The 24,875-nt window shown below is 71.3% G+C and carries 16 protein-coding genes and 2 pseudogenes; 13 read left to right on the top strand and 5 right to left on the bottom strand.

Annotated features, from left to right (window positions below):
* Window positions 1-175 precede the first annotated feature (175 nt).
* From ACQEV8_RS15150 to ACQEV8_RS15140, 3 genes are read left to right on the top strand one after another with little or no spacing between them, the layout of a single operon-like run.
* Window positions 176-445, top strand: a complete 270-nt coding sequence (locus tag ACQEV8_RS15150) for a hypothetical protein (protein WP_399027064.1) — start codon at window positions 176-178, stop codon at window positions 443-445.
* An 8-nt stretch (window positions 446-453) separates the two neighbouring features.
* Complete coding sequence (gene malQ / locus ACQEV8_RS15145) at window positions 454-2,550, top strand: 4-alpha-glucanotransferase (protein WP_432960404.1); 2,097 nt, start codon at window positions 454-456, stop codon at window positions 2,548-2,550.
* A gap of 60 nt (window positions 2,551-2,610) precedes the next feature.
* A complete protein-coding gene (locus ACQEV8_RS15140) occupies window positions 2,611-2,904 on the top strand; it encodes a hypothetical protein (RefSeq protein WP_432960402.1) in 294 nt (97 codons plus the stop codon).
* 23 nt (window positions 2,905-2,927) lie between these two features.
* Here ACQEV8_RS15140 and ACQEV8_RS15135 read toward each other — a convergent pair whose 3' ends face one another.
* Window positions 2,928-3,449: a MarR family winged helix-turn-helix transcriptional regulator gene (locus ACQEV8_RS15135; protein ID WP_432960398.1), complete on the bottom strand. Its 522-nt coding sequence runs from the start codon at window positions 3,447-3,449 to the stop codon at window positions 2,928-2,930.
* A 136-nt stretch (window positions 3,450-3,585) separates the two neighbouring features.
* Between ACQEV8_RS15135 and ACQEV8_RS15130 the strand changes: the two genes are divergently transcribed.
* On the top strand, window positions 3,586-4,530 hold the full coding sequence (locus tag ACQEV8_RS15130) for an EamA family transporter (protein WP_432960395.1): 945 nt from the start codon (window positions 3,586-3,588) through the stop codon (window positions 4,528-4,530).
* Window positions 4,531-4,621: 91 nt separating this feature from the next.
* On the opposite strand, the gene pepN is transcribed toward ACQEV8_RS15130, so the two are convergent.
* Window positions 4,622-7,201 carry an aminopeptidase N gene (pepN, locus tag ACQEV8_RS15125; RefSeq protein WP_432960393.1) on the bottom strand — a complete coding sequence of 860 codons (2,580 nt, stop codon included), beginning with the start codon at window positions 7,199-7,201 and terminating at the stop codon, window positions 4,622-4,624.
* 171 nt (window positions 7,202-7,372) lie between these two features.
* On the opposite strand from pepN, the gene ACQEV8_RS15120 reads away from it, so the two are divergent.
* The gene (locus ACQEV8_RS15120) at window positions 7,373-7,888 is read left to right on the top strand and encodes a DUF1203 domain-containing protein (protein ID WP_432960391.1); all 516 of its coding nucleotides are present in this window, start codon (window positions 7,373-7,375) and stop codon (window positions 7,886-7,888) included.
* Here the strand turns inward: ACQEV8_RS15120 and ACQEV8_RS15115 are convergent.
* Window positions 7,885-8,901: an aspartate-semialdehyde dehydrogenase gene (locus tag ACQEV8_RS15115; protein WP_432960388.1), complete on the bottom strand. Its 1,017-nt coding sequence runs from the start codon at window positions 8,899-8,901 to the stop codon at window positions 7,885-7,887. The two genes, ACQEV8_RS15120 and ACQEV8_RS15115, sit on opposite strands and share 4 nt — an antisense overlap.
* 359 nt (window positions 8,902-9,260) lie before the next feature.
* Between ACQEV8_RS15115 and ACQEV8_RS15110 the strand changes: the two genes are divergently transcribed.
* Together ACQEV8_RS15110 and ACQEV8_RS15105 are read left to right on the top strand one after the other, a co-directional pair.
* Window positions 9,261-9,821, top strand: a complete 561-nt coding sequence (locus tag ACQEV8_RS15110; protein WP_432972706.1) for a sigma-70 family RNA polymerase sigma factor — start codon at window positions 9,261-9,263, stop codon at window positions 9,819-9,821.
* Between the two features lies 1 nt (window position 9,822).
* A complete protein-coding gene (locus ACQEV8_RS15105) occupies window positions 9,823-10,725 on the top strand; it encodes a hypothetical protein (protein ID WP_432960386.1) in 903 nt (300 codons plus the stop codon).
* A 70-nt stretch (window positions 10,726-10,795) separates the two neighbouring features.
* Here the strand turns inward: ACQEV8_RS15105 and ACQEV8_RS15100 are convergent, their stop codons facing one another.
* Window positions 10,796-14,092: a S8 family serine peptidase gene (locus tag ACQEV8_RS15100; RefSeq protein WP_432960384.1), complete on the bottom strand. Its 3,297-nt coding sequence runs from the start codon at window positions 14,090-14,092 to the stop codon at window positions 10,796-10,798.
* 218 nt (window positions 14,093-14,310) lie between these two features.
* Between ACQEV8_RS15100 and ACQEV8_RS15095 the strand changes: the two genes are divergently transcribed.
* The 4 genes and pseudogenes from ACQEV8_RS15095 (at window position 14,311) to ACQEV8_RS15080 (ending at window position 19,196) form a co-directional block, all read left to right on the top strand.
* A complete protein-coding gene (locus tag ACQEV8_RS15095) occupies window positions 14,311-14,778 on the top strand; it encodes an NUDIX hydrolase (protein ID WP_432960382.1) in 468 nt (155 codons plus the stop codon).
* Between the two features lie 231 nt (window positions 14,779-15,009).
* Window positions 15,010-16,769: pseudogene (locus ACQEV8_RS15090) on the top strand (TIGR03767 family metallophosphoesterase).
* Between the two features lie 95 nt (window positions 16,770-16,864).
* Window positions 16,865-18,007: a serine hydrolase domain-containing protein gene (locus tag ACQEV8_RS15085; RefSeq protein WP_432960379.1), complete on the top strand. Its 1,143-nt coding sequence runs from the start codon at window positions 16,865-16,867 to the stop codon at window positions 18,005-18,007.
* Between the two features lie 43 nt (window positions 18,008-18,050).
* Window positions 18,051-19,196, top strand: coding sequence for a serine hydrolase domain-containing protein (locus tag ACQEV8_RS15080; RefSeq protein WP_432960377.1), 1,146 nt, complete (start codon window positions 18,051-18,053; stop codon window positions 19,194-19,196).
* A 106-nt stretch (window positions 19,197-19,302) separates the two neighbouring features.
* Here the strand turns inward: ACQEV8_RS15080 and ACQEV8_RS15075 are convergent, their stop codons facing one another.
* Window positions 19,303-19,425 carry a DUF397 domain-containing protein gene (locus ACQEV8_RS15075; RefSeq protein WP_432960375.1) on the bottom strand — a complete coding sequence of 41 codons (123 nt, stop codon included), beginning with the start codon at window positions 19,423-19,425 and terminating at the stop codon, window positions 19,303-19,305.
* A gap of 505 nt (window positions 19,426-19,930) precedes the next feature.
* On the opposite strand from ACQEV8_RS15075, the pseudogene ACQEV8_RS15070 reads away from it, so the two are divergent.
* Window positions 19,931-22,410: pseudogene (locus tag ACQEV8_RS15070) on the top strand (Pls/PosA family non-ribosomal peptide synthetase).
* On the top strand, window positions 22,410-24,860 hold the full coding sequence (locus ACQEV8_RS15065) for a non-ribosomal peptide synthetase (protein WP_432960372.1): 2,451 nt from the start codon (window positions 22,410-22,412) through the stop codon (window positions 24,858-24,860). The pseudogene ACQEV8_RS15070 and the gene ACQEV8_RS15065 overlap by 1 nt, the downstream one beginning before the upstream one ends.
* The last annotated feature ends 15 nt before the right edge of the window (window positions 24,861-24,875 follow it).

Below are 24,875 nucleotides of genomic sequence, written 5' to 3'. Positions count from 1 at the left end.
GTGTCAACGAGAGTGGCCGTTGTGACCGATTTACCGGAATCTTGACAGAGTGGAGGAGAGTGGAATGTGAGCAGGAGCACGATGTTCGGCCTGGGACGTCTGCCATCGCGTCGACTGGGTAGGGCTGCGATAGCCATCGAAAGTTGAACCCGACAAGATCGATCAGGAGGCCCCCGTGGCTGCGATGACTTTCCTTCCGCTCCCGGCCCCGTCCAAACCCGTGGCGGACACGTCCGCCGACCTCGACCCCCACTACGACGATCCGCGCTACGAAGACCCCCACTACTGCGTCTTCAGCTCCGAGAACACCTGCGCCGAGCCCCCGCTCACCAGCGAGCCCCCGCTCCCCGACGCCGAGCCCCTCACCAGCGAGCCGCCGCTCGCCGAATCCGCCCCGCTGACCAGCGAGCCCTCCGCCTTCCTCACGGACTTCTCAGGGATCTAGAGGCCCAGATGACCGCACCGCGGCCGGCCGAACCGCCTTCCGAGGACCTGTCCCGCCTCGCCGCACTGCACGGCGTCGCCACCTCGTACAGCCCGTCCCCGGACCGTACGGTCGCCGCCTCGGCCACCGCGGTCACCCTGACCCTGGCCGCTCTCGGCGTGGACGCGAGCACGCCCGGCGCCGTCCGCGCCGCGCTCGCCGCCCGGGAGCGGGAACAGGCCGCACGACTGCTGCCGCCCACGGTGGCCGGCTGGGGCGCGAGCCCCCCGGCCGCCCTGGCCGCCCTCCCCGAGGGCACCCGGCTGCGCATCGAGACCGAGCAGGGCGAGACCCGCGCCTCGGCCGAGCAGCTCCCGCCCGGCGTCCACCGGCTGACCGCCACCGCCCCCGACGGCCGCGCCGCCGACGCCCATCTGATCATCGCCCCGGCCCGCCTGCCCACGCCGCCGGGACGCTCGTACGGACTGCTGGTCCAGCTCTACTCCCTCCTGTCCCGCCGCTCCTGGGGCATGGGCGACCTCGGCGACCTCGGCGAGCTGGCCGGCTGGGCCGGGCGGTCGCTCGGCTCCGGGTTCGTCCAGGTCAACCCGCTGCACGCGGCCGTGCCCGGCGCCCCCACCGATCCCTCCCCGTACCGCCCCTCCTCGCGCCGCTTCCCCGACCCCGTCCACCTGCGGATCGAGGACATCCCCGAGGCCGCGTACGTCGAGGACCCGACGCGGCTGCGCGCGCTGCTGGAGAGATCCGGCCGGCTGCGCGAAGCGGTGCTGGAGAAGGGCGCCCTGATCGACCGGGACGCCGTGTGGGAGCTCAAGCGGGAGGCGCTCGAGCTGCTGTGCGAGGTGCCGCTCGGCCCCGGCAGACGCGCCGCCTACTGCGACTTCCTCGCCGAGCAGGGCCAGGCCCTGGAGGACCACGCCACCTGGTGCGCGCTCGCCGAGGTGCACGGCCCGGACTGGCACCGCTGGCCGACCGGCCTGCGCGACCCCCGCTCGGCCGACACGGTCCGCGCCCGGGGCGGCCTCATGGACCGGGTGGACTTCTGGTCCCGGCTCGCCTGGCTCACCGACACCCAGCTGACCGCGGCGCAGCGCGCCGGCCGTGAGGCCGGGATGCCGGTCGGGATCGTGCACGACCTCGCGGTCGGCGTCCACCCCGGCGGCGCCGACGCCTGGGCCCAGCAGGACCACTTCGCCGCCGGCATGTCGGTGGGCGCGCCCCCGGACGCCTTCAACGCGCGCGGCCAGGACTGGGGCCTGCCGCCCTGGCGTCCCGACCGCCTCGCCGACTCGGGCTACGCCCCTTTCCGCGAGCTGCTCCGCGCCCTGTTCCGGTACGCCGGAGCGCTGCGCATCGACCACGTCATGGGCCTGTTCCGGCTGTGGTGGGTCCCCCAGGGCCACCCGCCCACCGAGGGCACCTACGTCCGCTACGACGCCGAGGCCATGCTCGCCGTCCTCGTCCTGGAGGCCTCCCGGGCCGGGGCGCCGGTGATCGGCGAGGATCTGGGCACAGTGGAACCCGGCGTCCGCGAGGCGCTGCGTGAGCGCGGGGTGCTCGGCACGTCCGTGCTGTGGTTCGAACGCGACTGGGACGGCGACGGCCGCCCCCTGCCCCCCGACGGCTGGCGCGCCGACTGTCTGGCCACCGCCACCACCCACGATCTGCCCTCCACGGCCGCCCGCCTCACCGGCGAGCACGTCGAGCTCCGCGACAGCCTCGGCCTGCTGGCGCGCCCGCTCGAGGAGGAGCGCGCCGAGGCCGCCGCCGACACCGGCGAGTGGCTGTCCCTGCTCGCCCGCCTCGGCCTGCTGCACGGCACCGGAGGCGGCACCGACACCTCCTCGGAGGAGGCCGAGGTCCAGGCCGTCCACCGCTTCCTGCTGCGCACCCCGGCCCGCATGGTCGGCGTCTGGCTCCCCGACGGGGTCGGCGATCGCCGCCCGCAGAACCTCCCGGGCACGTGGGACCAGTACCCGAACTGGAGGCTGCCGATCGCGGACGCGGAGGGCCGCCCCGTGACGCTGGAGGAACTGGTGGCCTCGCCGCGGCTGCACGCGCTGATCGAGGTGTTGCGGGAAGCGCCCGGCCCGTCCGGCGGCTGAGGGGACTCTTACGGCACCCCGGGCGCGCGGCCTCAAGGGGCGTTGGATACTTTTGACACCGTGGACAAGAAGAACGCCCTGCGCGCCGGCGCCCTGGCAGCCGGTACGACGCTCATGATGCTGCTCATGTCGTCCCCCGCCTCCGCGCTCAGCCGCGACGACGGTGACGACCCCGGCCCGGGCCTGAGCGTCATCGAGACGCTGGGCCTCTTCGTCGTGGCCCCCATCGTGCTGTACCTGGTCATCCACGGTCTCGTGATGATCGGTGACAAGTCGCACCAGCGGAAGGACCCGACCAGCTCCAACATCGCCACCAAGTCCAAGGCCAAGGCCGAGACCGAGGCCAAGGTCTGATCAGGGGCGTCGTGGAGGGGCAGTCACCGCCCGGCTGACCCCTCCGCCCCCGCAAGCAGTTCCCTCAGCAGGCCGGCCAGTTGGCCGGCCTGTTTCTCGTCGAGGCCGGACAGGGCCTCAGTCTGGACCGTCAGCCCCGCGACGGCCGCCTCGTCGATGAGGCGCAGTCCCTCCTCGGTGAGCGTCACCTGAAGGCCCCGCCGGTCATGCGGATCGGGGGAGCGGCGCAGGAACCCGGCCCGCTCCAGCTTGTCCAGGCGGCCGGTCATCCCGCCCGTGGTCAGCATGAGCGTCTCCGACAGCCGGCGCGGTGAGAGCGTGTAGGGCTCGCCGGAGCGGCGCAGGGTCGCCAGGACGTCGAACTCGCCGCGCGAGATCCCGAACCGCCCGTAGGTGTCCTCCAGGCGGTCGGCCATCGCGCGTGCGAGCCGGGAGACCCGGCCGAAGACCTCCATCGCCCGGGTGTCGAGCTCGGGCCGGACCGTCCCCCACTGGTCGATGATCGCGTCGACTGGATCCCTGCGCTGGCCGGGGCGTTCGTTCATGACACGAGTATCGGGCGCCGCTCGGTCACCCGCAAGAAAGTAGCTCGACGGGCAGTTGCTTGGGCAAAAGTCGCTTGACGGAAAGTTGCTTAGGGGTAAGCTACTTTCTGCCGACCTACTTCGAAGGGTGCCTCCCATGGCCTCCTCCCGCCCCGCGCTCATCGCCCTCACCGCCCTCGCCCCCGTCTCCTGGGGCACGACCTACGCGGTCACCACCGAGTTCCTCCCGGCCGACCGCCCCCTGTTCACCGGGCTGATGCGCGCCCTGCCCGCCGGACTGCTGCTACTCGCCCTCGCCCGGGTGCTGCCGCGCGGTGCCTGGTGGTGGAAGGCGGCGGTGCTCGGCGCGCTGAACATCGGCGCCTTCTTCCCGCTGCTGTTCCTCTCGGCCTACCGGCTGCCCGGCGGCATGGCGGCGGTCGTCGGCTCGGCCGGGCCGCTCTTCGTGGCCGGCCTCGCGGCGCTGCTGCTCGGGCAGCGGCCGACCCTGCGCACGCTGCTGACCGGGGCCGTGGCCGCGTTCGGCGTCAGCCTCGTCGTCCTGCGGGCGGCGGGAGCGCTGGACGCGCTCGGCCTGCTGGCGGCCCTGGCGGCGACCGTCTCCATGTCCGCCGGAACCGTCCTCACCAAGCGGTGGGGCCGCCCCGAGGGTGTCGGCCCGCTGGCCCTCACCGGCTGGCAGCTGACCGCGGGCGGCCTGCTCATCGCGCCGCTCGCCTTCCTGGTCGAGGGCGCGCCCCCGGCGCTGGACGCCCGGGCGGCCGGCGGCTACCTCTACCTCGCCGTGGCGAACACGGCGGTCGCGTACTGGCTCTGGTTCCGCGGCATCGGCCGCCTCACCGCCACCCAGGTCACCTTCCTCGGCCCGCTCTCCCCGCTGACCGCGGCCGTCGTCGGCTGGGCGGCGCTCGGGCAGGCGCTGACGGCGGTGCAACTGGTGGGCATGGGGCTGGCGTTCGGAGCGACGGTGGCGGGGCAGATCGGGGCTCGGGGCAGGGCGGCCCCGCGAACGTTCGGTTTCTCTGAGAAGAACGGTCGAAAAGACTCGATGGACGTGACGGACGGGGCGCTGCGACGGTGACGGTAGAGCCGCCGCGCTCACCGACCGGCGCACGAGGACAGCGAAGGGGCGCCCGGCAGACCGCCGGGCGCCCCACTGCTCGTGCGGACGGCTACGCGCCCGCCGCCGCGTCCGCCCGCTGGGCCCGCAGTGCGCGCTCCACGCCCGCACGCGACTCCGAGACCAGGCGCCTGAGGGCCGCGTTCGGTGCCGCGGCGGTCAGCCAGGTGTCGGTCCTGTCCAGGGTCTCCTGGGAGACCTGGACGGTCGGGTAGAGGCCGACGGCGATCTGCTGGGCCATCTCGTGGGAGCGGGACTCCCAGATGTCCTTGACGACCTCGAAGTACCGGTCCGCGTACGGGGCGAGCACCTCACGCTGGTCGGTCTGGACGAAACCGCCGATGACCGCCTCCTGCACGGCGTTCGGCAGCTTGTCGGAGTCGACGACCGACGCCCACGCCTCCGCCTTGGCCTCCTCGGTCGGGCGGGACGCCCGGGCCGTGGCGGCGTGCCGCTCACCGGCCGCCGTACGGTCACGGTCGTACTCGCTCGCGATCTCCGCCTCGTCGAACCGGCCGACCGCCGCGAGCCGCTGCACGAACGACCACCGCAGCTCCGTGTCGACGACCAGGCCCTCGACGGTCTGCGAGCCGTCCAGCAGCGCGTCCAGCACGTCCAGCTGCTCGGGCGTCCGGGCCGTCGCGGCGAACGCGCGCGCCCACGCCAGCTGGTGGTCGCTGCCCGGCGCCGCCGCCCGCAGGTGGGCCAGCGTCGCGTCGGTCCAGCGGGCCAGCAGCGCCTCGCGGGCGGCCGGGTCGGCGTACAGGTCGATCGCCAGCTTCACCTGACGCTGCAGCGACTGCACCACGCCGATGTCCGACTCCTTGCCGATGCCGGACAGCACCAGGGCCAGGTAGTCGCGGGTCGCGAGCTCCGCGTCGCGGGTCATGTCCCAGGCCGACGCCCAGCACAGGGCACGCGGCAGGGAGGACTCGAAGTCGCCGAGGTGCTCCGTGACGACCGCGAGGGACTGCTCGTCCAGGCGGACCTTCGCGTACGACAGGTCGTCGTCGTTGAGCAGGATCACGGCCGGACGGCGCTTGCCCACCAGCTGCGGCACGGCCGTCAGCTCGCCGTCCACGTCCAGCTCGACGCGCTCCTCGCGGACCAGCTTGCCGCTCTCGTCGTCCAGCTCGTAGAGGCCGACGGCGATCCGGTGCGGGCGCAGCGTCGGCTCGCCCTTGGCGCCCGCGGGCAGGGCCGGGGCCTCCTGGCGGATCGCGAAGGACGTGACGACGCCGTCGGCGTCCGTCTCGATCTCCGGGCGCAGGACGTTGATGCCGGCCGTCTGCAGCCAGGCCTTCGACCACGACTTCAGATCACGCCCCGAGGTCTCCTCCAGAGCGCCCAGCAGGTCGGACAGGCGCGTGTTGCCGAACGCGTGCGCCTTGAAGTACGCCTGCACGCCCCGGAAGAACTCGTCCTCACCGACGTACGCGACGAGCTGCTTCAGAACGGAAGCCCCCTTCGCGTAGGTGATGCCGTCGAAGTTGACGAGCACATCGTCCAGGTCGTTGATCTCGGCCATGATCGGGTGCGTCGACGGCAGCTGGTCCTGGCGGTACGCCCACGTCTTCATGGAGTTGGCGAAGGTGGTCCAGGAGTGCGGCCAGCGCGACTCGGGGTGGGCCGCCTGGCAGGCGATCGACGTGTACGTGGCGAACGACTCGTTCAGCCACAGGTCGTTCCACCACTCCATCGTCACGAGGTCGCCGAACCACATGTGGGCCAGCTCGTGCAGGATGGTCTCCGCGCGCACCTCGTACGCCGCGTCCGTCACCTTCGACCGGAACACGTACTGGTCGCGGATGGTCACCGCGCCCGCGTTCTCCATCGCGCCCGCGTTGAACTCCGGCACGAACAGCTGGTCGTACTTCTCGAACGGGTACGTGTAGTCGAACTTCTCCTGGAACCACTCGAAGCCCTGCCGGGTCACCTCGAAGATGGCGTCCGAGTCGAGGTATTCGGCGAGCGAGGGACGGCAGTAGATGCCGAGCGGGACGGACTGGCCGTCCTTCTCGTACACGCTGTGCACGGAGTGGTACGGGCCGACGATCAGCGCAGTGATGTACGACGAGATGCGCGGCGTCGGCTCGAAGGCCCAGACGTTGTCCTGGGGCTCCGGAGTGGGCGAGTTGGAGATGACGGTCCAGCCCTCCGGCGCCTTCACGGTGAACTGGAAGGTCGCCTTGAGGTCCGGCTGCTCGAAGCTCGCGAACACCCGGCGGGCGTCCGGAACCTCGAACTGGGTGTAGAGGTAGGCCTGGTCGTCGACCGGGTCGACGAACCGGTGCAGGCCCTCACCGGTGTTGGTGTACGCGCAGTCGGCGACCACCCGGAGGATGTTGCGGCCCTGGAGCAGCCCGGGCAGGGCGATCCGGGAGTCTGCGAAGACCTCGGCGGGGTCGAGGGAGTCCCCGTTCAGGGTCACCTCGTGCACGGCGGGAGCCACCAGGTCGATGAACGACTCGGCGCCGTTCTCGGCGGTCACATCGAAGCGCACCGTGGTCACGGACCGGTAGGTGCCTCCCTCCTGCGCGCCGGAGAGATCGAGCTCGATCTCGTACGAGTCAACGGCGAGCAGCTGCGCCCGCTGCTGCGCCTCTTCGCGGGTCAGGTTTGTGCCAGGCACGCGGTCATCTCCTCGTTATGGGTGGGTTGCGCCATCTTTCCACGGCAGCCTGGCATCATTCGACGATCTGGGCGTCTCCTAGGGTTACCCCTCGGCAGACCGCTGTCCGGTGGGAACGCGAGGTCCGGAATCCGCCGGTGCCCCGGTCCCGCGCGCGCGAGCCTGATGAGTATGCAGACGACCCACAACGCACTGCCCATCGCCCCGCGCGCCCTGAAGGACCTCCGCACGACGGACGACGCGGGCCGCCCCACCACCCCGTTCACCGACACCGAGGGCGGCGCACCGCTCCGCTGCTGCCTGCGCCGCGCCGAACCGGGCGAACGCATCGCCCTGGCCTCGTACGCCCCGCTGCGCCGCTGGGCGTCGGAGCGGGGCGTCGACCCGGGCGCCTACGACGAACAGGGCCCGGTCTTCATCCACGCCGAGGAGTGCGGGGGGCCGGACACCGACGCCCTCCCCTTCACCAACAGCCACCGCACGGTCCGCCGCTACTCCGCCGAGGGCCGCATCCTGGGCGGCCGGCTGGTCACCGAGCCCGCAGCCGTCGACGAGGCCCTCACGGAAGCGTTCGACGACCCGGCCGTGGAACTCGTCCACGTCCGGGCCGTCGAGTACGGCTGCTTCCTCTACGAGGTGCGCAGGGATCAGGAGGTGCGCAGGGATCAGGAGGTGCGCAGGGACTAGCCCTTCAGCTCCTCGGCAACCAGCTCCGCGATCTGGATCGCGTTCAGGGCCGCGCCCTTGCGGAGGTTGTCGTTGGAGAGGAAGAGGGCCAGGCCGTTGTCCACCGTCTCGTCGCGGCGGATGCGGCCGACGTACGACGGGTCCTTGCCGGCCGCCTGGAGCGGGGTGGGGATGTCGGTGACGACGACGCCCGGGGCGTCCGCCAGCAGCTCCGTCGCCCGCTCGGGGGAGATCGGCCGGGCGAAGCGGGCGTTGACCTGGAGGGAGTGGCCGGAGAAGACCGGGACGCGCACGCAGGTGCCGGAGACCTTCAGCTCGGGGATCTCCAGGATCTTGCGGGACTCGTTGCGGAGCTTCTGCTCCTCGTCGGTCTCGTTCAGGCCGTCGTCGACGATGTTGCCCGCGAGCGGCAGCACGTTGAAGGCGATGGGGCGCTTGTAGACGCCCGGCTCGGGGAAGTCGACCGCTTCGCCGTCGTGGGTGAGCTGGTCGGCGTCGGCGACGACCTTCTGCGTCTGGCCGTGCAGCTCGGCCACGCCGGCGAGACCGGAGCCGGAGACCGCCTGGTACGTGGCGACGACCAGGGCCTCCAGGCCCGCCTCGTCGTGCAGCGGACGCAGGACCGGCATCGCGGCCATCGTCGTGCAGTTCGGGTTGGCGATGATGCCCTTGGGGCGGTCCTTGATCGCGTGCGGGTTCACCTCGGAGACGACCAGGGGCACCTCGGGGTGCTTGCGCCACGCGGAGGAGTTGTCGATCACGACGGGACCCTGGGAGGCGACCTTCTCGGCCAGCGCCTTGGAGGTGGCACCGCCCGCGGAGAACAGGACGATGTCCAGGCCGGTGTAGTCGGCGGTCGACGCGTCCTCCACCGTCACGCCGTCCAGCTCCGAGCCCGCCGAACGGGCCGAGGCGAACAGGCGCAGCTCGGTGACCGGGAAGTTCCGCTCCTTGAGGATCCTGCGCATGACCGTGCCCACCTGTCCGGTGGCTCCGACGATTCCGACCCTCACGGTGACTCCCTCTCCTGCGTCTCTTCACATGCTCGTTGCTTGGCCGAGGCTTTTCCATCATGCGGCCGACCACGGCCCATCTGTCCACTTCTTTCCCCGGGCTGTCCGGTGAGTGGGACGACGTGTCCCGCTCCTTGGTTGCGGACCTGCGGTGTCAACCGCTCTGAGCTGGAGAAATTCGTTCGACAGGGGGCGTGCGCCGTAAGCTCACCTGCCCCTCCCTCCCTCCGCCACACGGGAGTGTGACGTATACCTCTGCCGTTACCTCTGCCGTCCTGCCGGAAATCCCCCGGAGGACGACCGAACGTTCCGGGCCGGACCGGCGTCGTAGAAGAAACACGGCGAGGGGGTGGCTTGTGCTGCTGCGCGGAAGGGCCCGGCGGGGCCGGGAGACGCCGCAGGCCGGTGCCGGGGACGATCCGCAGAGTGCGGCTGATCCGCTGGACGCGGCGCAGGAACGGCGGGTGCGGGCGGTGCTCGCGCTGGGCGGGGTGCCGCAGGCGGACCTGCCGGACGGCGTGCAGCAGGTCCGGCTGCGGCTGCTGGAGCGGGCCGCGAGCGGGCGGGAGGCGCCGCGGGACGTCTCGGCGTGGGCGGCGGTCGTCGCCTCCAACCTGGCCATGGACTGGCACCGGGCCAAGCGCCGCCAGGAGCGGCTCGGGGAGCGGCTGGCCGCCCTGCGCCAGCCGGCGGCGCACCCTTCCGGCGAGGACACCAGCGTGCTGTCCGTCGCCGTCGCCCAGGGCCTGGACGAGCTGCCCGACGCCCAGCGCCAGGTCGTCGTCCTGCGCTTCTACGCCGACCTGCCGGTCCGGTCCATCGCCGAGCAGCTCGGCGTCCCGGAGGGCACGGTCAAGAGCAGGCTGCACACGGCGGTACGCGCCCTGCGCGCCCGCCTGCACGAGGACGAGGTGGTGTGACATGACCGCCCGGAACGAGAACAACGAGAACGGTGCCGCCCGGCGTGACGGCAGTGACGGCAGTGACGGTGGCGAGTACGAGGGAATGGACGCGTTGATGGCTGCGATCCTCGGCGACCCCGTGCCGGGGGAGGCCCGCCGGGACGCCGACTTCATGGCGGCCCACCGCGCGGCCGTGACGGACGTGGCCCTGCTGCGGGAGCAGCTCACGCTGCTCGGGGACACGCTGGCGCACGGCGACGAGGCCCTGCTGGAGGCCCGGGGGGAAGCGGCAGATCCGGCGGGGCGAACCGCGGCGGCAGGGCCGACAGCCGGCCCGCGGGCTGCCGCGCACGGTGCCGGGCCGGGGGCGGCCGCCGACTCGGCGGTGAGGGTGTTGCCTGTGCGGTCGCGGCCCAGCCGTCCCCGGCCTCTCTCCCTGGCCCTGCGCGGGCTCGTCGCCGCCGCGGCCGCCACTGTCGTCGTGGGCATGGGGTGGCTCGTCGTGCAGGGCGGGGCCGGGGCCGGGGACGACTCGGCGGGGAGTTCAGCCGCCGATTCCGCGGCGAGGCCGCAGGACGGTGGTGAGGACGCCGGCCTCAGCCACGCCGGGTATCTCGCCTGCGCCCGGCTCGTCGTCGAGGGCACCGTCGCCGAGGTCGAACCGGTCCCCGGCACCGGGCAGGACCGCGTCACCCTCGACGTGGAGCGCTCCTACAAGCCCGCCGAGGGGAAGGAGCGGGTCGTCTTCCCGATGGGCGAGGACGTCGACCCCCGACTGCGGCCGGGCGACCACGTCCTCGTCGGGATCACGGGCACCCAGGCCGAACCGGACATATGGAGCGTCGGGGAGAAGGACATCGCCCGCGAACGGGCCTGGATCACCGCCGCCCTGCCCGAGTCGCGCACGCTCCCCTGCCCGTAGGAGCCAATGAAGAAATGAAGAAGGGCGGGCGCCCGTACGGACGCCCGCCCCCAGAGACTGTCGGCCGGAGTTACGGCACGACCTTCTCGATCTTCACACTGCCCAGGCCCGCGACCGTGCCGCGCGCGTTGACCAGCTGGATCTGCCCGAAGAACTCACGCCCCTCGGGAGCGGCCGCCGCGGCGGTGACGCTGCCCGAGACCGTGGCCGACGCGCCCGTGCCGAGCTTCACCGGCGCCGAGCCGTCGACGCCGACGCTGCCGAGGGACGGGGAGAAGAACACGTCCTGGTAGTCGTAGGCGGTCGTGCCGGCCGGCACCGAGTAGCCGACGACCTCGACGGTGTACTTACCGGCGGCCGGGGAGGGGACGGAGACCGACTCCTCCGAGTCGCCGTCGGCGGAGCTGCCGACCTGCGTGCCGGCGGCGTCGTAGACCGCGAGGTCCAGGTCCGCGGCGTTGTCCGAGACACCGCCGATGGCGACGTCCAGGGACTTCGCGCCCGCGGGCACCTCGACCGTGGTGGTCTGCGTCTCACCCTGCTTGATCGACGGACGGGTCGTCTTCGCCGAGCCGAGCGGGCCGCCCACCAGCTTGCCGTCGAGCGCGGCGAAGCCGTTCGTCACCTTCCAGGAGGCGGCGGCCGGGGTGCCGACCTTCGCCTCGGGCACGGTCACGGTCTCCGGGTCGAAGGCCGCGCCGAGCACGGCGACATCCAGCTTGTACGGGTTGTCGAGCAGCGGCGACGTACGGCGCGACTCGACCTCGATCTCCCACACGCCCGGCTGCGGGTCCGCGTACGAACGCAGGTCGGGGCGGCAGGTGTTGGCCGGGTTGGCGTAGTTCGGGTAGCAGTTGATCGTCGACGTCGGGTCGGACGGGACGCCGTAGGGGTGGATCGAGATGAACCGGGTCTGGCTCTTGTCCTTCAGCCCGCTCATCGCGACCTCGAGCGTCTTCGCGCCCTCGGGCACGGTGACGTAGTAATGCCGCGAGCTGTTGCGCTGCACCGAGTCGGAGGCGGAGAAGGTGTACTTCAGCGGGGCCGAGACGACGACCGTGCTCAGGACCTGCTTGTCGATGCCCTCGGTCCTCGGGTCGTCGACCTCCAGGATCGCGCTCTTGATACCGGCGGACTTCGGCGCGGCCTGGACCTTGACGGTCACCGGCTGGTTCAGCGGCAGCTTCACCTCGTCGGAGCCGACGATACGGAACGTGCCGCCCGCGTTGTTCTCGAAGTGCAGCTCGTGCCGGATCGCCTTGTCTGCGCCGGACGTACGGGTGACGGTGACCTCGTAGGTCTTCTTCTGGCCGGCCTTCAGGCCGCCCTCACGGTCGTAGAGGCCCGTGCCGAAGCCGGGCGTCTTGAGCTTGTCGTCCATCGCGGTGTCGACCGGCGCCTTCACCGTGTAGGCGTGGGAGGTGGCGTCGTCGCGGATCGAGTCCCAGGCGTCCTCGATGTTCATGAGGCCCGCGCCCTCCTCGTACGCCTGCACACCCTTGATGTGGTCGGCGGTCGAGGTGAGGGCCGTGCGCAGGGTCGCCGGCGTGAGGTCGATCTTCTTCTGCTTCGCGGCGGACAGCAGCAGCGCGGCGGCACCGGCGGCCTGCGGGGAGGCCATCGAGGTGCCCTGGAGCATGCCGTAGCCGGCCGGCAGGGTGTAGCCCGACTCGGCGACCGGGGCGCCCGGCATCCAGGTCTGGATGGTGTTGATGGCGGCACCCGGGGCGATCAGGGTCGGGGTGAAGCCGCCGTCCTCACGCGGTCCGCGCGAGGAGAACGGCATCAGCGCGTACTTCTTCTCCACGACCGAGCCGTAGTTGGCGGCCCAGGTCTCCTTGGAGACGGACGCGCCGACCGAGATGACCTTGTCGGCCAGGGCAGGGTCGCCGATGGTGTTGGTGCCGGGGCCGGAGTTGCCCGCGGAGATCACCAGCTGGACGCCGTACTCGTCGATCAGGCGCGTGTACAGCTCGGCGCGCGCGTTGTTGCCGTCGTTCAGCGCCGGCAGGCCGCCGATGGACATGTTGACGATGTCGACGCCGCGCTTGGTGACGAGGTCGATCATGCCCTCGGTGAGCGCGACGTTGGTGCAGCCGCCCGACCAGGTGCAGGCGCGCGAGGAGACGAGCTTGGCACCCGGAGCCGCGCCGTCCATCTTTCCGCCGAACAGGCCGTTCGCGGCGGTGATGCCGGCGACATGCGTGCCGTGCTCGGACTCGATGACGCCGATGTTGACGAAGTCGGCCTTCGCGCCCGACGCGTTGACGACGACGTCCTTGCGGATCTCGATGACGAACGGCTGCCGCTCGGCGATGTCGGTCTTCGGGTCGTCGGTACCGAAGTACCCGACCTGGAAGCCGTCCTTGTACGGCTTCATCGCGGTGTCGTCACCGAAGTCGTTGTTGTTGTTCAGGTCGACGCGGACCGTGCCGGACGCCGCGTCGTACAGCACGCCCCAGGCGTCGGTGGTGTCGCCGTCCCGGTTGGCGTCGCCCGCAGCGTCGCCGCCGGTGGTGTACGACTCCAGGAAGGTGCTGACCCGGTAGGAGCCCGCCGGGGCCGTCCAGGTCTTCCCGCCGTAGGTGAAGCTGGGCCCGGACACCGAGGTCGTCATCGGGCGCCAGGTGCGGTCGTTGTCGACGACCGGGTCCGTCGCAGTCACCCAGTCGACGATCTTCCGCTCGCCGGTGGTGGTCTTCTGCAGCGCCGGGTGGCCGAGGTCCACGCCGGAGTCCAGGATGCCGATGGTGATGCCGCGGCCGTCGGCCTTCCGGTGGTCCTCGACGAAGTCGACCGCGCCCGTCTCGAAGGACGGGTTGTACGGGTTCTCCGCCGGAGTCTTCTTCCCGGGGGCCGGGTAGGTGCCCTTCGCGGCCTTGGCGCCCTTGGCGGTGTCCGCGCTCGGCGTCGGGTCGTCCAGCGGGATCTCCTCGCGCAGGTCGATGCCGTGCACGGAGGAGAGCTTGGCGGCGGCGGCGATGGCCGCGTCCGCCCGGGAGGTCGGGACGGTGGCGCGGACGTAGCCCAGCTTGTCGTCGGCCCGGCCCACCGTGCCGCCCTTGACCGCGTCCAGCTGCCCGGCGACCTGCTCGGTCTTCCCGGGCGCGGTGGCGATCATCATCGTGACGGACTTGTCGCCGTCGGCCTTGGCCTCCGCGAGGAGGTCAGCGTCGTCCGAACCGAGCTTGTCGGGCGCGGACTTGACGTCCAGGTCGGCGGGGGCGGAGGCGCCCGGGCCGTCGGCGGCGAAGGCCAGCGGGATCGGCCCGGCCGCGGAGAGCGCGGCGACGAGCCCGGCGGCCACGGCTATGCGCGCCACACGTCTCGGACCCGATATCGGGTCTCGCTGGGGGGTGAGGGTCATCGGCATCCCTTGTTGGTAAAGGAACGAGCGGGAACGACCAGGACCGATCGACCCTGGTCGCAACGGTCCGAACGCGAGCCCGGACGATCGCACAGCTTTGCGTAAGGGCGCGCTCTTTGGGGACTGTTGACCGAAACGAGATGGACGTATGGGGAAAACCCGCGATGCGTTTTGCGGGCATGAGTCCTGAAGACGGCGAAATCGGTTAACGTCCCGGAGTGCGAGAGAAGTTGAGGGTGGCGGCCTACGCCATATGCGTCCGTGACGGACAGATCTTGCTCGCCCGCTCACCCGCCCAGGACGGCACCCCCGAGTGGGTCCTGCCGGGCGGCGGCATGGAGCACGGCGAGGATCCCTACGACACCGTGCGACGGGAGGTGGAGGAGGAGACCGGGTACCGGATAGAAGTGACCGGACTGCTCGGCGTGGACTCCTCCCACCGCGTCTTCCGCGACGGCTTCGGACGCCCCGTCGACCATCACGGCGTCCGGTTCGTCTACGAGGGCCGCATCACCGGCGGCGAACTGCGCAACGAGGTGGGCGGCTCCACCGACCTCGCCGCCTGGCAGGACCTGGACGCGGTGCCCGGACTGGTCCGCATCGGGCTGGTCGACACGGCACTGCGACTGTGGCGGGAGCGCCCGGCCGGCGGACGGCTCGCCGAGGTCGCGGAAGGCGTGGAATAGGTGCAGTACCCCGGAAGATGAACGCCGAGTGACCGACTCCGGGCCGTTCCCGGAGCGGTCGTCGACGCGGAGGGTGGGCCAAGATCCACGTACGGTGATCGGCGCTGCCCGTTGCCGTCGCGTTTACGTACAGGTCATCCCCGGTGCCAACGATCCAGTGTGAGCGGGGTGTTCGTTCGACGAACGCCCCGCGACCACTGCCGACGCGTTCGTACTCGGGGAGAGAAGCGCATGTCGCGCACACGCTCAGTCGCAGGATCCGGCCAGGGCATCCACCGTCGTTCCGTCCTCGCCGCCGGCGGCGCGGTCGCCCTCTCCGCGGGCGTCGGCTACGCCCTGCGGCCCAGCGACAGCCAGGCCGCCACGGCAAAGGAGACGACCCAGGCCGTAGCCGCCTCCTCCCGCCAGGCACCGGCCGCGCCGCTGGCCCCCTACACCAAGGGCACCACCCTCGCCTCCGTCGCCACCCCGCGCGGCGGCGGCTCCGGATACCGGCGCCTGGGTGACGGGCCGGGCTGGCAGCGCGTCGTGCGCTCCGACCTGGCCGCGCCCAAGTCCGGCCGCGCCGGGCGCCGTACGCCGCTCGCGGCGTTCGTGCAGCTCACCGACCTGCACATCATCGACGCACAGCACCCGCTGCGCCTGGAGTACCTCCGCTCGGCCGACATCCACGCCTGGCGGCCGCACGAGGCGCTGACCGTGCAGGGCGCCATCGCGCTGGTCGAGCGGATCAACGCGCTCCGCGGCGCCCCCGTCACCGGCGCCCCGCTGCACTTCGCCATGACCACCGGCGACAACACGGACAACAACGCCAAGTCCGAGCTGGACTGGTACCTGAAGATCATGAGCGGCGGGCGCATCACACCCAACACCGGGGACCCACGCCAGTACGAGGGCGTCCAGAACAGCGGCCTCAAGCAGTACTGGCAGCCCGACGCCGCGGTCCGCGACAGCGACAAGCAGGCCGGCTTCCCGCAGCTCGACGGCTTCCTGAAGGCCGCCGTCAGAGAGGTCCGCAGCCCCGGCCTCAATCTGCCCTGGTACTCCACGGTCGGCAACCACGACTCCCTGCCGATGGGCTGCTACGCCTCGCACGGCGACTCCTACCTCACCGAACTCGCCGTCGGCGGCAAGAAGCTGATGGACGTGTCCGAGGCCGAGGCACAGCGGCTCCAGGCGCAGATCAAGGAGGCCCGGGACCCCCAGGGCGTCCGCTACCACGACTTCCTCAAGTCCCACGCCCGCTCCATGCGCTCGGTCACCCCGGACGAGAGCCGCGCCCCCTTCACCCAGGCCGAGTACCTCCAGGCGCACCTGGACCCGGCCCACCGCGGCATCGGCCCGGCCGGTCACGGCTACTCCTCCGCGAACCTGGACTCGGGCACCCAGTACTACGTCTTCCGCATCTCCGATGACGTCATCGGCATCAGCCTGGACACCACCGACGCGGGCGGCCACTACGAGGGCTCCCTCGGCACGGCCCAGATGAAGTGGCTGGAGAAGACCCTGCGGGAGAACAAGGACTCCCACGCGGTGATCTTCAGCCACCACACCAGCAAGACGATGACGAACCTCCGCGACGACCCGTCCCGGCCCGACGAGCGCCGGCACGACGGCCAGGAGGTCCTCGCCCTCCTCGGCGGCCACCGCAACGTGCTCGCCTGGGTGAACGGCCACATCCACAAGAACGTCGTCACCCCGCACTCGATGTCCGGCGGCGGCACCTTCTGGGAGATCTCCACCGCCTCCCACGTCGACTTCCCCAGCTGGCCCGGATCATCGAACTGACCGACAACAAGGACGGCACGATCTCCCTGTTCACCACGCTGGTGGAGTCCTCGGCCCCGCACCGCACGGACTTCTCCGACCTCTCCCAGACCGGCCTCGCCGCCCTCTACCGCGAGCTGTCCCTCAACGCCCCCGGCGCGAACCAGAACCTGGGCGGCGATCCCGAGGACCGCAACACCGAGCTGGTGCTGAAGAAGGGCTGATTCCCGCTCAACCGGCCCCGGGCCGGTCAACTCCGGGCCGCCGGCTCGTGGTCCCCCTCCCTGACACCGCTCGACGCTGACGGGGGTACGGGGACATGGCCATACGCACACGCACGATCTCGACGGCGGCGACCGCCGTGGCCCTGACGGCGGCCCTGGCCGCCCCGGCGCTCGCGGCTCCGTCCACCGGCGGGCATGACGCGACCCGGCAGGCGGTACGGGCCGCCGTCGCCGAGGGCGTCCCCGGGGTGACCGTGACGGTGCGGGAGAGGGACGGCGGCACCTGGGCGACCACCGCAGGAGTGGGCGATCTCAGGACGGGCGAGCCGCGCTCGACGCAGGACCACTACCGCATCGGCAGCGCGAGCAAGACGTTCATCGCCACCGTCATCCTGCAACTGGAGGCGGAGGGCGAACTCTCGCTCGACGACAAGGTGGAGAAGTGGTTACCGGGCCTGGTCCGGGGCAACGGCCACGACGGCCGGAAGATCACCCTGCGGCAACTCCTGAACCTCACCAGCGGCGTCTACGACCTGCTGGCCGACGAGACCTTCCAGCGGACCTACATGCTCAAGGAAGGTTTCTTCCGGCACCGGTTCGACAGGAAGACGCCACGGGAACTGGTCGCGATGGCCCTGACCAACCAGCGGGACTTCAAGCCGGGCACCTCGTGGAAGTACTCCAACACCAGCTACATCCTCGCCGCGATGGTGATCGAGAAGATCACGGGCCACCCGTACGGCGACGCGGTCGAGCAGCGCATCATCGAACCGCTGCAGCTGACGGCCACGTCCGTCCCGCGCACCCGGATCACCGTCCCCCAGCCCAGCAGCCGCGCCTACGGCAAGCTGGCGAAGACGGCGACCGGTCCGACCTACGACGTCACGGAGTTCCGGCCCTCCTTCGCCTACTCGGGCGAGATCATCTCCGACTCGGCCGACCTGAACACCTTCTTCTCGGCCCTGCTGCGCGGCGAAGTGCTCCAGCCCCGGCAGTTGGAGGAGATGAAGCGCACGGGCCCCACCACGAAGGAGAACGAGGGCTATGGCCTCGGCCTGCGTTCGTGGAAGCTGACCTGCGGCACGACCGTCTGGGGCCACGGCGGCGACATCCACGGCTCCTCCTCCATGGCCGTCACCACGAGCGACGGCCGCCACTCGCTGGCCGTGAACTTCAACGGGGACTGGGCGGGGGAGACCAAGGCCGTCGTGGAGGCGGAGTTCTGCGGCGACGGCTGAGCCGATCCTTTTCGAGCAGGCCAAAGACAAGGGAAACGGGGACATGAGGAGACACATACGTACGGCCCTGACGGCGGCGACGGCCGTGGCGCTCACGGCGGCGCTGGCCGCCCCGGCGCTGGCCGCCCCGGGCAAGGCACCCGGCGGCCATGACGCGACCCGGCAGGCGGTGGAGGCCGCGATCGCCGAAGGCGTCCCGGGCGTGACGGTGACCGTGCGGCGGGGGCACGGCACCTGGGCGGCCACGGCCGGCGTCGGCAACCTCAAGACGGGCAAGCCGCGTTCGACGGCGGACCACTACCGCGTCGCCAGCATCTCGAAGACGTTCGTCGCGACCGTCGTCCTGCAACTGGAGGCGGAGGGCAAGCTCTCGCTCGACGACACGGTGGAGAAGTGGCTGCCGGGCCTGGTCCGGGGCAACGGTCACGACGGCCGGAAGATCACGCTGCGCCAGCTCCTGAACCACACCAGCCGCGTCTACGACTACCTGGACGACACCGGTTTCCAGCAGAAGTACATGACCGCGGACGGCTTCATGAAGCATCGTTTCGATGAGGCGACACCCGAGGAGCTGCTCGCCTTCGCCATGGCGAACAAGCCGTATCCCGCGTCGGGGGTGTCGTTCAACTACTCCAACACCAACTACATCCTGGCCGCCCGGGTGATCGAGAAGGCCACGGGCAGCGACGACTACGGCGACGAGATCGACCGTCGGATCATCGCCCCGCTGGACCTGGACTCCACTTCGGTCCCCACCACCCGGGTCACCCTGCCCCGGCCCGGCAGCCGCGCCTACTCCAAGCTGGCCAGGACGGCCACGGGCCCGACGTACGACGTCACGGAGCTGAACCCGCGTCTGGCTTACGGCTCCGGCCAGATGGTCTCCAGCTCGGCCGACCTGAACCGCTTCTACTCGGCCCTGCTGCGCGGGCGACTGCTTCCGCCCGAGCAGCTGAAGGAGATGAAGACCACCGTGGCGTCCGGCGACCGCAGACGCTACGGCCTGGGACTCGCGGACCGTGAACTCAGCTGCGGCGTCCACGTCTGGGGCCACGACGGCGGCATCACCGGATCGAATTCCAGCGCGGTGACGACCGAGGACGGCCGGCACTCCCTGGCCGTCAACTACAACGGTGACTGGTCGGGGACCCCCGCGGCCGTCATCGAGGCGGAGTTCTGCGGCAAGTAGCGGTCGCTACGGCTTCTCTTCCCGGCCGACGTGGGCGAGGAACGCCGTCCACGCGGCCGGGGGAGGAGCAGGGCGGGGCCGGTGGGGGATTTGGAGTCGCGGATGGCTATGGAGGGGGAGGGGTGAGGTGGGCGGCTTCGAGGCAGTTCTGGCCGGTGCCGTCGCTGTAGGACGACTTGAACCAGGACTGGGCTGAGGCGAGTTCGTGCGCGGCAGGGTGCGTGGGCATGGTCTACAGCTCTCGTTGTAGTCGGTACAGGAAGTCGGGAGTGTCCTCGGGCGGCAGGGCTGATGCTGTCATGGCTTCGAACCGACGGATGAAACGATCGACCACACGGCGCTTGTCCGAGGTGTGGGTGGCTCCCCACGGGCTGTCGATCTGGACGCGCGGGGGTAGTTCGTCTCCGAGGTCGAGGTGCCGCCCGGTTTGCCGAGCGGCGGGGGCGGACGCGCCCGCATCGCGCAAGCGCGCCGGGTGGGATCGGCGGCTGTCGCGGGGTGGTCGGAGCGTAATCGGAGCGTAATCGGAGCGGTTGGGTGCTCTCTGAGGGAATGGCTCCAGGTGGGCCGAGTGGCTGGTGGCCGAAGTGCTCCGATCGGGCCGCTGTGATGCATCCGGCTGGTGAGACACCCGCTCACGTTTCGAGAAGTAGGCAGGAGCTTCATACCTCGGCTGCCCGGCTCCGAACCCCTAGTGAGGCAGAGGAGAAGTCGGCAGTCGAGGGGGTTTTCTCATGGCGGGACAGCAGCTCCAGGAGGTGGTCAGGGGCTCCGTTGTCGCCGAGCGGTTCGCCGCGCTGCTGGCGGAGGTCGCTCATCTGGACGAGGTGGGTGTCGACAGCGACTTCTTCGAGGATCTCGGTGCCGACTCTCTGGTGATGGCGCACTTCTGCGCGCGGGTGAGGAACCTGCCCGATCTGCCCGCGGTGTCGATGCGCGACGTCTACCGGCATTCGACCGCCGGGGGACTGGCGGCCGCCCTGGTCGACACCGCCCCGCCGCCCACCCCGGACCCGAGGCGCCCAGCCCAGCGGGACTGACCAGGGCGCCGGTACCGGCACCGGCGCAGCCCACCGGCCGCCCGCACCGCGTGCTCTGCGGGGCACTGCAGATGATGGCCTTCCTCGGCTATGCCTTCCTCCTCGCGGCCGTCACCGCCTGGGGATACGAATGGATCTCCGCGCAACAGCATCTGCTCGACGCCTATCTGCGGAGCGTCGTGTTCGGAGCCGTGCTGTTCGTCGTGCTGTGCGCCCTGCCCGTGATCGCCAAGTGGGTGCTGATCGGCCGGTTCACGCCCCGGCGGTTCCGCGTCTGGAGCCTCGCCTACTTCCGGTTCTGGCTGGTCAAGACGCTGATCCGGTCGAGTCCGATGATCCTGTTCGTCGGATCGCCGCTCTACCCGCTCTTCCTGAGGGCACTGGGCGCGCGGATCGGCAGAGGGGTGACGATCCTGTCGCGCAGCGCCCCCGTCTGCACCGATCTGCTGACCGTCGGGGACGGCGCGCTCGTCCGCAAGGACGCCCTGCTGAGCTGCTACAACGCGGTCGACGGGGTGATCGAGACAGGGCCGGTCACCCTGGGCCGGGGTGCCGTCGTGAGTGAGGTGACGGTGCTGGACATCGGGACCCGGCTGGGGGACGGGGCCCGGCTCGCGCACGCGTCCTCCCTGCAGACCGGGCAGACGGTCCCCGACGGTGAGCACTGGCACGGTTCCCCCGCCCAGCCCGCGGACGGACCCTTCCCGGCGGTGGAGCCCGCCCGGTGCGGCACCGCACGGCGAGCGACGCACGGCGTCCTGACGCTGTTCATGGCGCTGCTGGTGTATCTGCCGCTCGCGGTGGGCTGCCTGGACGTGCTGCTCTCCCGGATGCTGGAGGGATCCGCCGTACTGAAGGGCGGGGCGACGGTGCTCTGGGTCGACCTGCTGGTCGGCACGGTCGTTCTCTTCTTCGGCGGGGTGCTCGCCGCGCTCGTGGTCCTGGCCACCGTCCCCCGGCTGCTGGGCAGGTTCGTCCCGCCCGGCCGGACGTATCCGCTCTTCGGCTTCCACCACACCGTGCACCGCACGATCGTCCTGATGACCAACAGGAAGTCCCTGACCCGGCTGTTCGGCGACAGCAGCTGCATCGTGCACTACCTGCGCTGGATCGGCTACCGCCTCTCCCCGGTGGAGCAGACCGGCTCCAACTTCGGCACAGGGGTCAAGCACGAGAGCCCCTTCCTGAGCAGGGTCGGCACCGGGACCATGGTCGCGGACGGGCTGTCCCTGATGAACGCCGAGTACTCCAGTACGTCGTTCCGGCTGTCGCCGACCGCGATCGGGACGCACAACTTCCTCGGGAACCGCATCGCCTACCCCGTCGGCGGCCGGACCGGCGACAACTGCCTGCTCGGTACCAAGGTGGCGGTCCCCGTCAGCGGGCCGCTCCGGCACGATGTGGGACTGCTCGGCTCGCCCTGCTTCGAGATCCCCCGGTCGGTGGCGCGGGACAGCACCTTCGACGAGCTCAAGGACGGGGACGGTCTCGGTCGCCGCCTCGCGGCCAAGAACCGGCACAACGCCGTCACCATGGCATGGCATCTGTTTACGGGATGGCTGTTCTTCTTCTGCGTCGTCCTGCTGTTCGCGCTCGCCGCGAGCCGGTACCCGGTGTGGGGCACGGCGGTCCTCGCGCTCGCCAACGCCGTCGTGCTGCCGTTCACCCTGCTGTACTACGTCCTCCTCGAACGGGCCGTCACGGTGGTGCACCGGCCGGAGCCGCTGTTCTGCTCGATCTACGACCGCCGGTTCTGGGTTCGTGAGCGGTACTGGAAGGTTCCCTCCGAGACCTATCTGCACGTCCTCGACGGCACGCCGTTCAAGAGCCTCGTATGGCGCCTGCTCGGCGTGCGGATCGGGGCGCGGGTCTTCGACGACGGCTGTGCCGTGACCGAGCGGCCCATGGTCCGGATCGGGGACGACTGCACCCTCAACTCGGGCAGCGTCCTGCAGTGCCACTCGCAGGAGGACGGCACGTTCAAGTCGGACCGCAGCGCGATCGGTGACGGCTGCACCCTCGGCGTCGGAGCGTTCGTGCACTACGGCGTGACGGTCGGGGACGGCGCCGTGCTGGCGGCGGACTCCTTCCTCATGAAGGGCGAGACGGTCCCCGGGCACACCCGCTGGGCGGGGAATCCGGCCCGACCCCTGGACGACGGAGGTGTGCGGTGATGGCAGCGACAACGGCCGAGGGCCGCGTCGCCGGGAGCGACAGCCGGGCCGACGGCGGTCTCACGGCCGTGCCCCGGTGGGCGAGGGAGCCGGTGGCCGGGACCGGGGTGCATGTCATGCGAGTCCCCGGCGAGATGACGGCCGCCCTTCGAGGGCGGGCCGGTGACCTCGGTGTGCCGCTCACCGCGCTCCTTCTCGCGGCCCACGCGAAGGTGCTCGCCCTGCTCTCCGGCGACCCCGAGGTGCGCAGCGGCTACCTCTCCCCGGCCGCAACGGAGATCTTCGAGCTGACCGTCAAGCCCGGCACCTGGGGTGAGCTGGTGCGGGAAGCGGGGTCGGCCGCATCGGCGGTGCCGCCGCCCGGGCCCGGGCCCGAGGCCGTCTTCGCTCCCGCCGGGCACGAGGTCACCGTCCCTGCGGACGGTGGCCCGCTGCTCGGCGTATCGGCAGCCGAGGAGGACGGCCGGCTCGTGCTGCGCCTGCGGCACCGGACCGACCTGCTGGACGCGGACTGTGCCGCCCGGATCGGGGGGTACCACCTCGCCGCGCTGGAGGCGATCGCCGCCGATCCCGACGCCCGCCACGACCGGGGCAGCCTGCTGTCTCCCGATGAACTCCGGTTCCAGCTCGACGGGCTGGCGGCGGGGCCGCGCCGTGCGCTGCCGGACCGCCGGTTCCATGAACTGTTCGAGGAGCGGGTGCGTCGGAATCCGGACGCCACCGCCGTGGTCCACCAGGGACGCGGCCTGACGTACGCGGACCTCAATACCCGGGCCAACCGGGTGGCCCGCGCCCTGCTGGCGGAGGGGCTCGGCCCCGAGGACACGGTCGCCGTGGTGACCGAGCGCGACCTCCACTGGGCGGCCGGTGTGCTCGGCGTCCTCAAGGCCGGCGGTGTGTACCTGCCCGTCGACCCGCATCATCCGCCCGGCCGCATCGGCGCGATGCTCACCCGCGCCGACTGTGCGTACGTCCTCACCGAACCCGGCAGCACCGGTCAGCTGGACCGGGCGCTCGCGACGCGCCCCGGAACCCGGCGGCTGCTCGTCCCGGACCTCACCGGCCGGGCGACCGACGGATCGGATATCGGCCTGGACATACCGGCGGACCGGCTCGCGTACGTCTTCTTCACCTCCGGCTCCACCGGGGAGCCGAAGGGCGCGCTGTGCGAGCACGCCGGTCTGCTCAACCATCTGTACGCCAAGATCGACGACCTGGGCATCGGCGAGGGCACCGTGGTGGCGCAGACGGCCTCGCAGTGCTTCGACATCTCGCTGTGGCAGTTGCTCGCCGGGCTGCTGAGCGGCGGGCGGACCCTGCTGGTCGAGCAGGACGCCATCCTCGACGCGGACCGGTTCCTGGACCGGATCGCCGAGGGACGCGTCAACATCCTCCAGGTGGTGCCGTCCTATCTCGACGTCGTCCTGTCCGCGCTGGAACGCGTCCCCCGGGACCTGCCCGACCTGCGGTGCGTCTCCGTCACCGGCGAGGCGCTGCGCGGGGAGCTGGTCCAGCGGTGGTTCACCACCGGGCCCGCCGTGCGCCTGGTCAACGCCTACGGGCTGACCGAGACGTCCGACGACACCCACCACGAGGTGATGGACCGGGCGCCCGGAACCGACCGGATCCCGATCGGGCGGCCGATCGCCAACGTGTACCAGTACGTCGTCGACGAGAACCTGCTTCCCGTGCCGCTCGGCGCGCCCGGCGCCATCGTCTTCTCCGGGGTGTGCGTCGGGCGCGGCTACGTCAACGACGCCGAACGGACCTCGCTCACCTATCTGGAAGACCCTCACCGCCCCGGCCAACGGCTGTACCGGGGAGGCGACTTCGGCCGCTGGCGGCCCGACGGAAAACTGGAGTTCCTCGGCCGCCGGGACGCGCAGGTGAAGATCCGGGGGTTCCGGGTCGAGATCGGCGAGGTCGAGAACACGCTGCTGCGGCTGCCCGGCGTAACGGACTGCGCGGTCGTGGTGACCGGTGCGGAAGGGCACGGCCGCCAGCTGGCCGCCTTCTGCGCGAGCGAGGGCGCGGTGAGCGCCGAGGACCTGCGTGAGCGGCTCGCGGATCTGCTCCCGGCGTACATGGTCCCGGCGTCCTTCCACCGGCTGGACCGTCTGCCGCTCACCGCCAACGGCAAGACCGACCGCAAGGCACTCGCGGCGCTCGCCGAGGACCTCGGTCCGGCCCGGGACTCCGGCGGCGCCCCGCGGACACCGGCCGAACGGCGGCTCGCGGCGCGTTGGGAGGCGGAACTCGGCCTGCCGCCCGGCCGGATCCGCCGCGACGACAACTTCTTCGACCTGGGCGGCACATCCCTGACGGCGGTGCGCCTCGCGGTCTCACTGGACCGGGTGATCTCCCCGCGCGACCTCACGGGCCGCCCCGTCCTGGCCGACCTGGCCCAGCTGATCGACACCCGCACCGGCGGAGAACCGGGACAACCGTGACGGACACGAGCAGTA

This window comes from Streptomyces sp. CA-179760, assembly GCF_050937045.1.
GTDB lineage: Bacteria > Actinomycetota > Actinomycetes > Streptomycetales > Streptomycetaceae > Streptomyces.
Note: the sequence above shows the minus strand (reverse complement) of the source record. Positions and strands in the feature narration are given on the sequence as shown.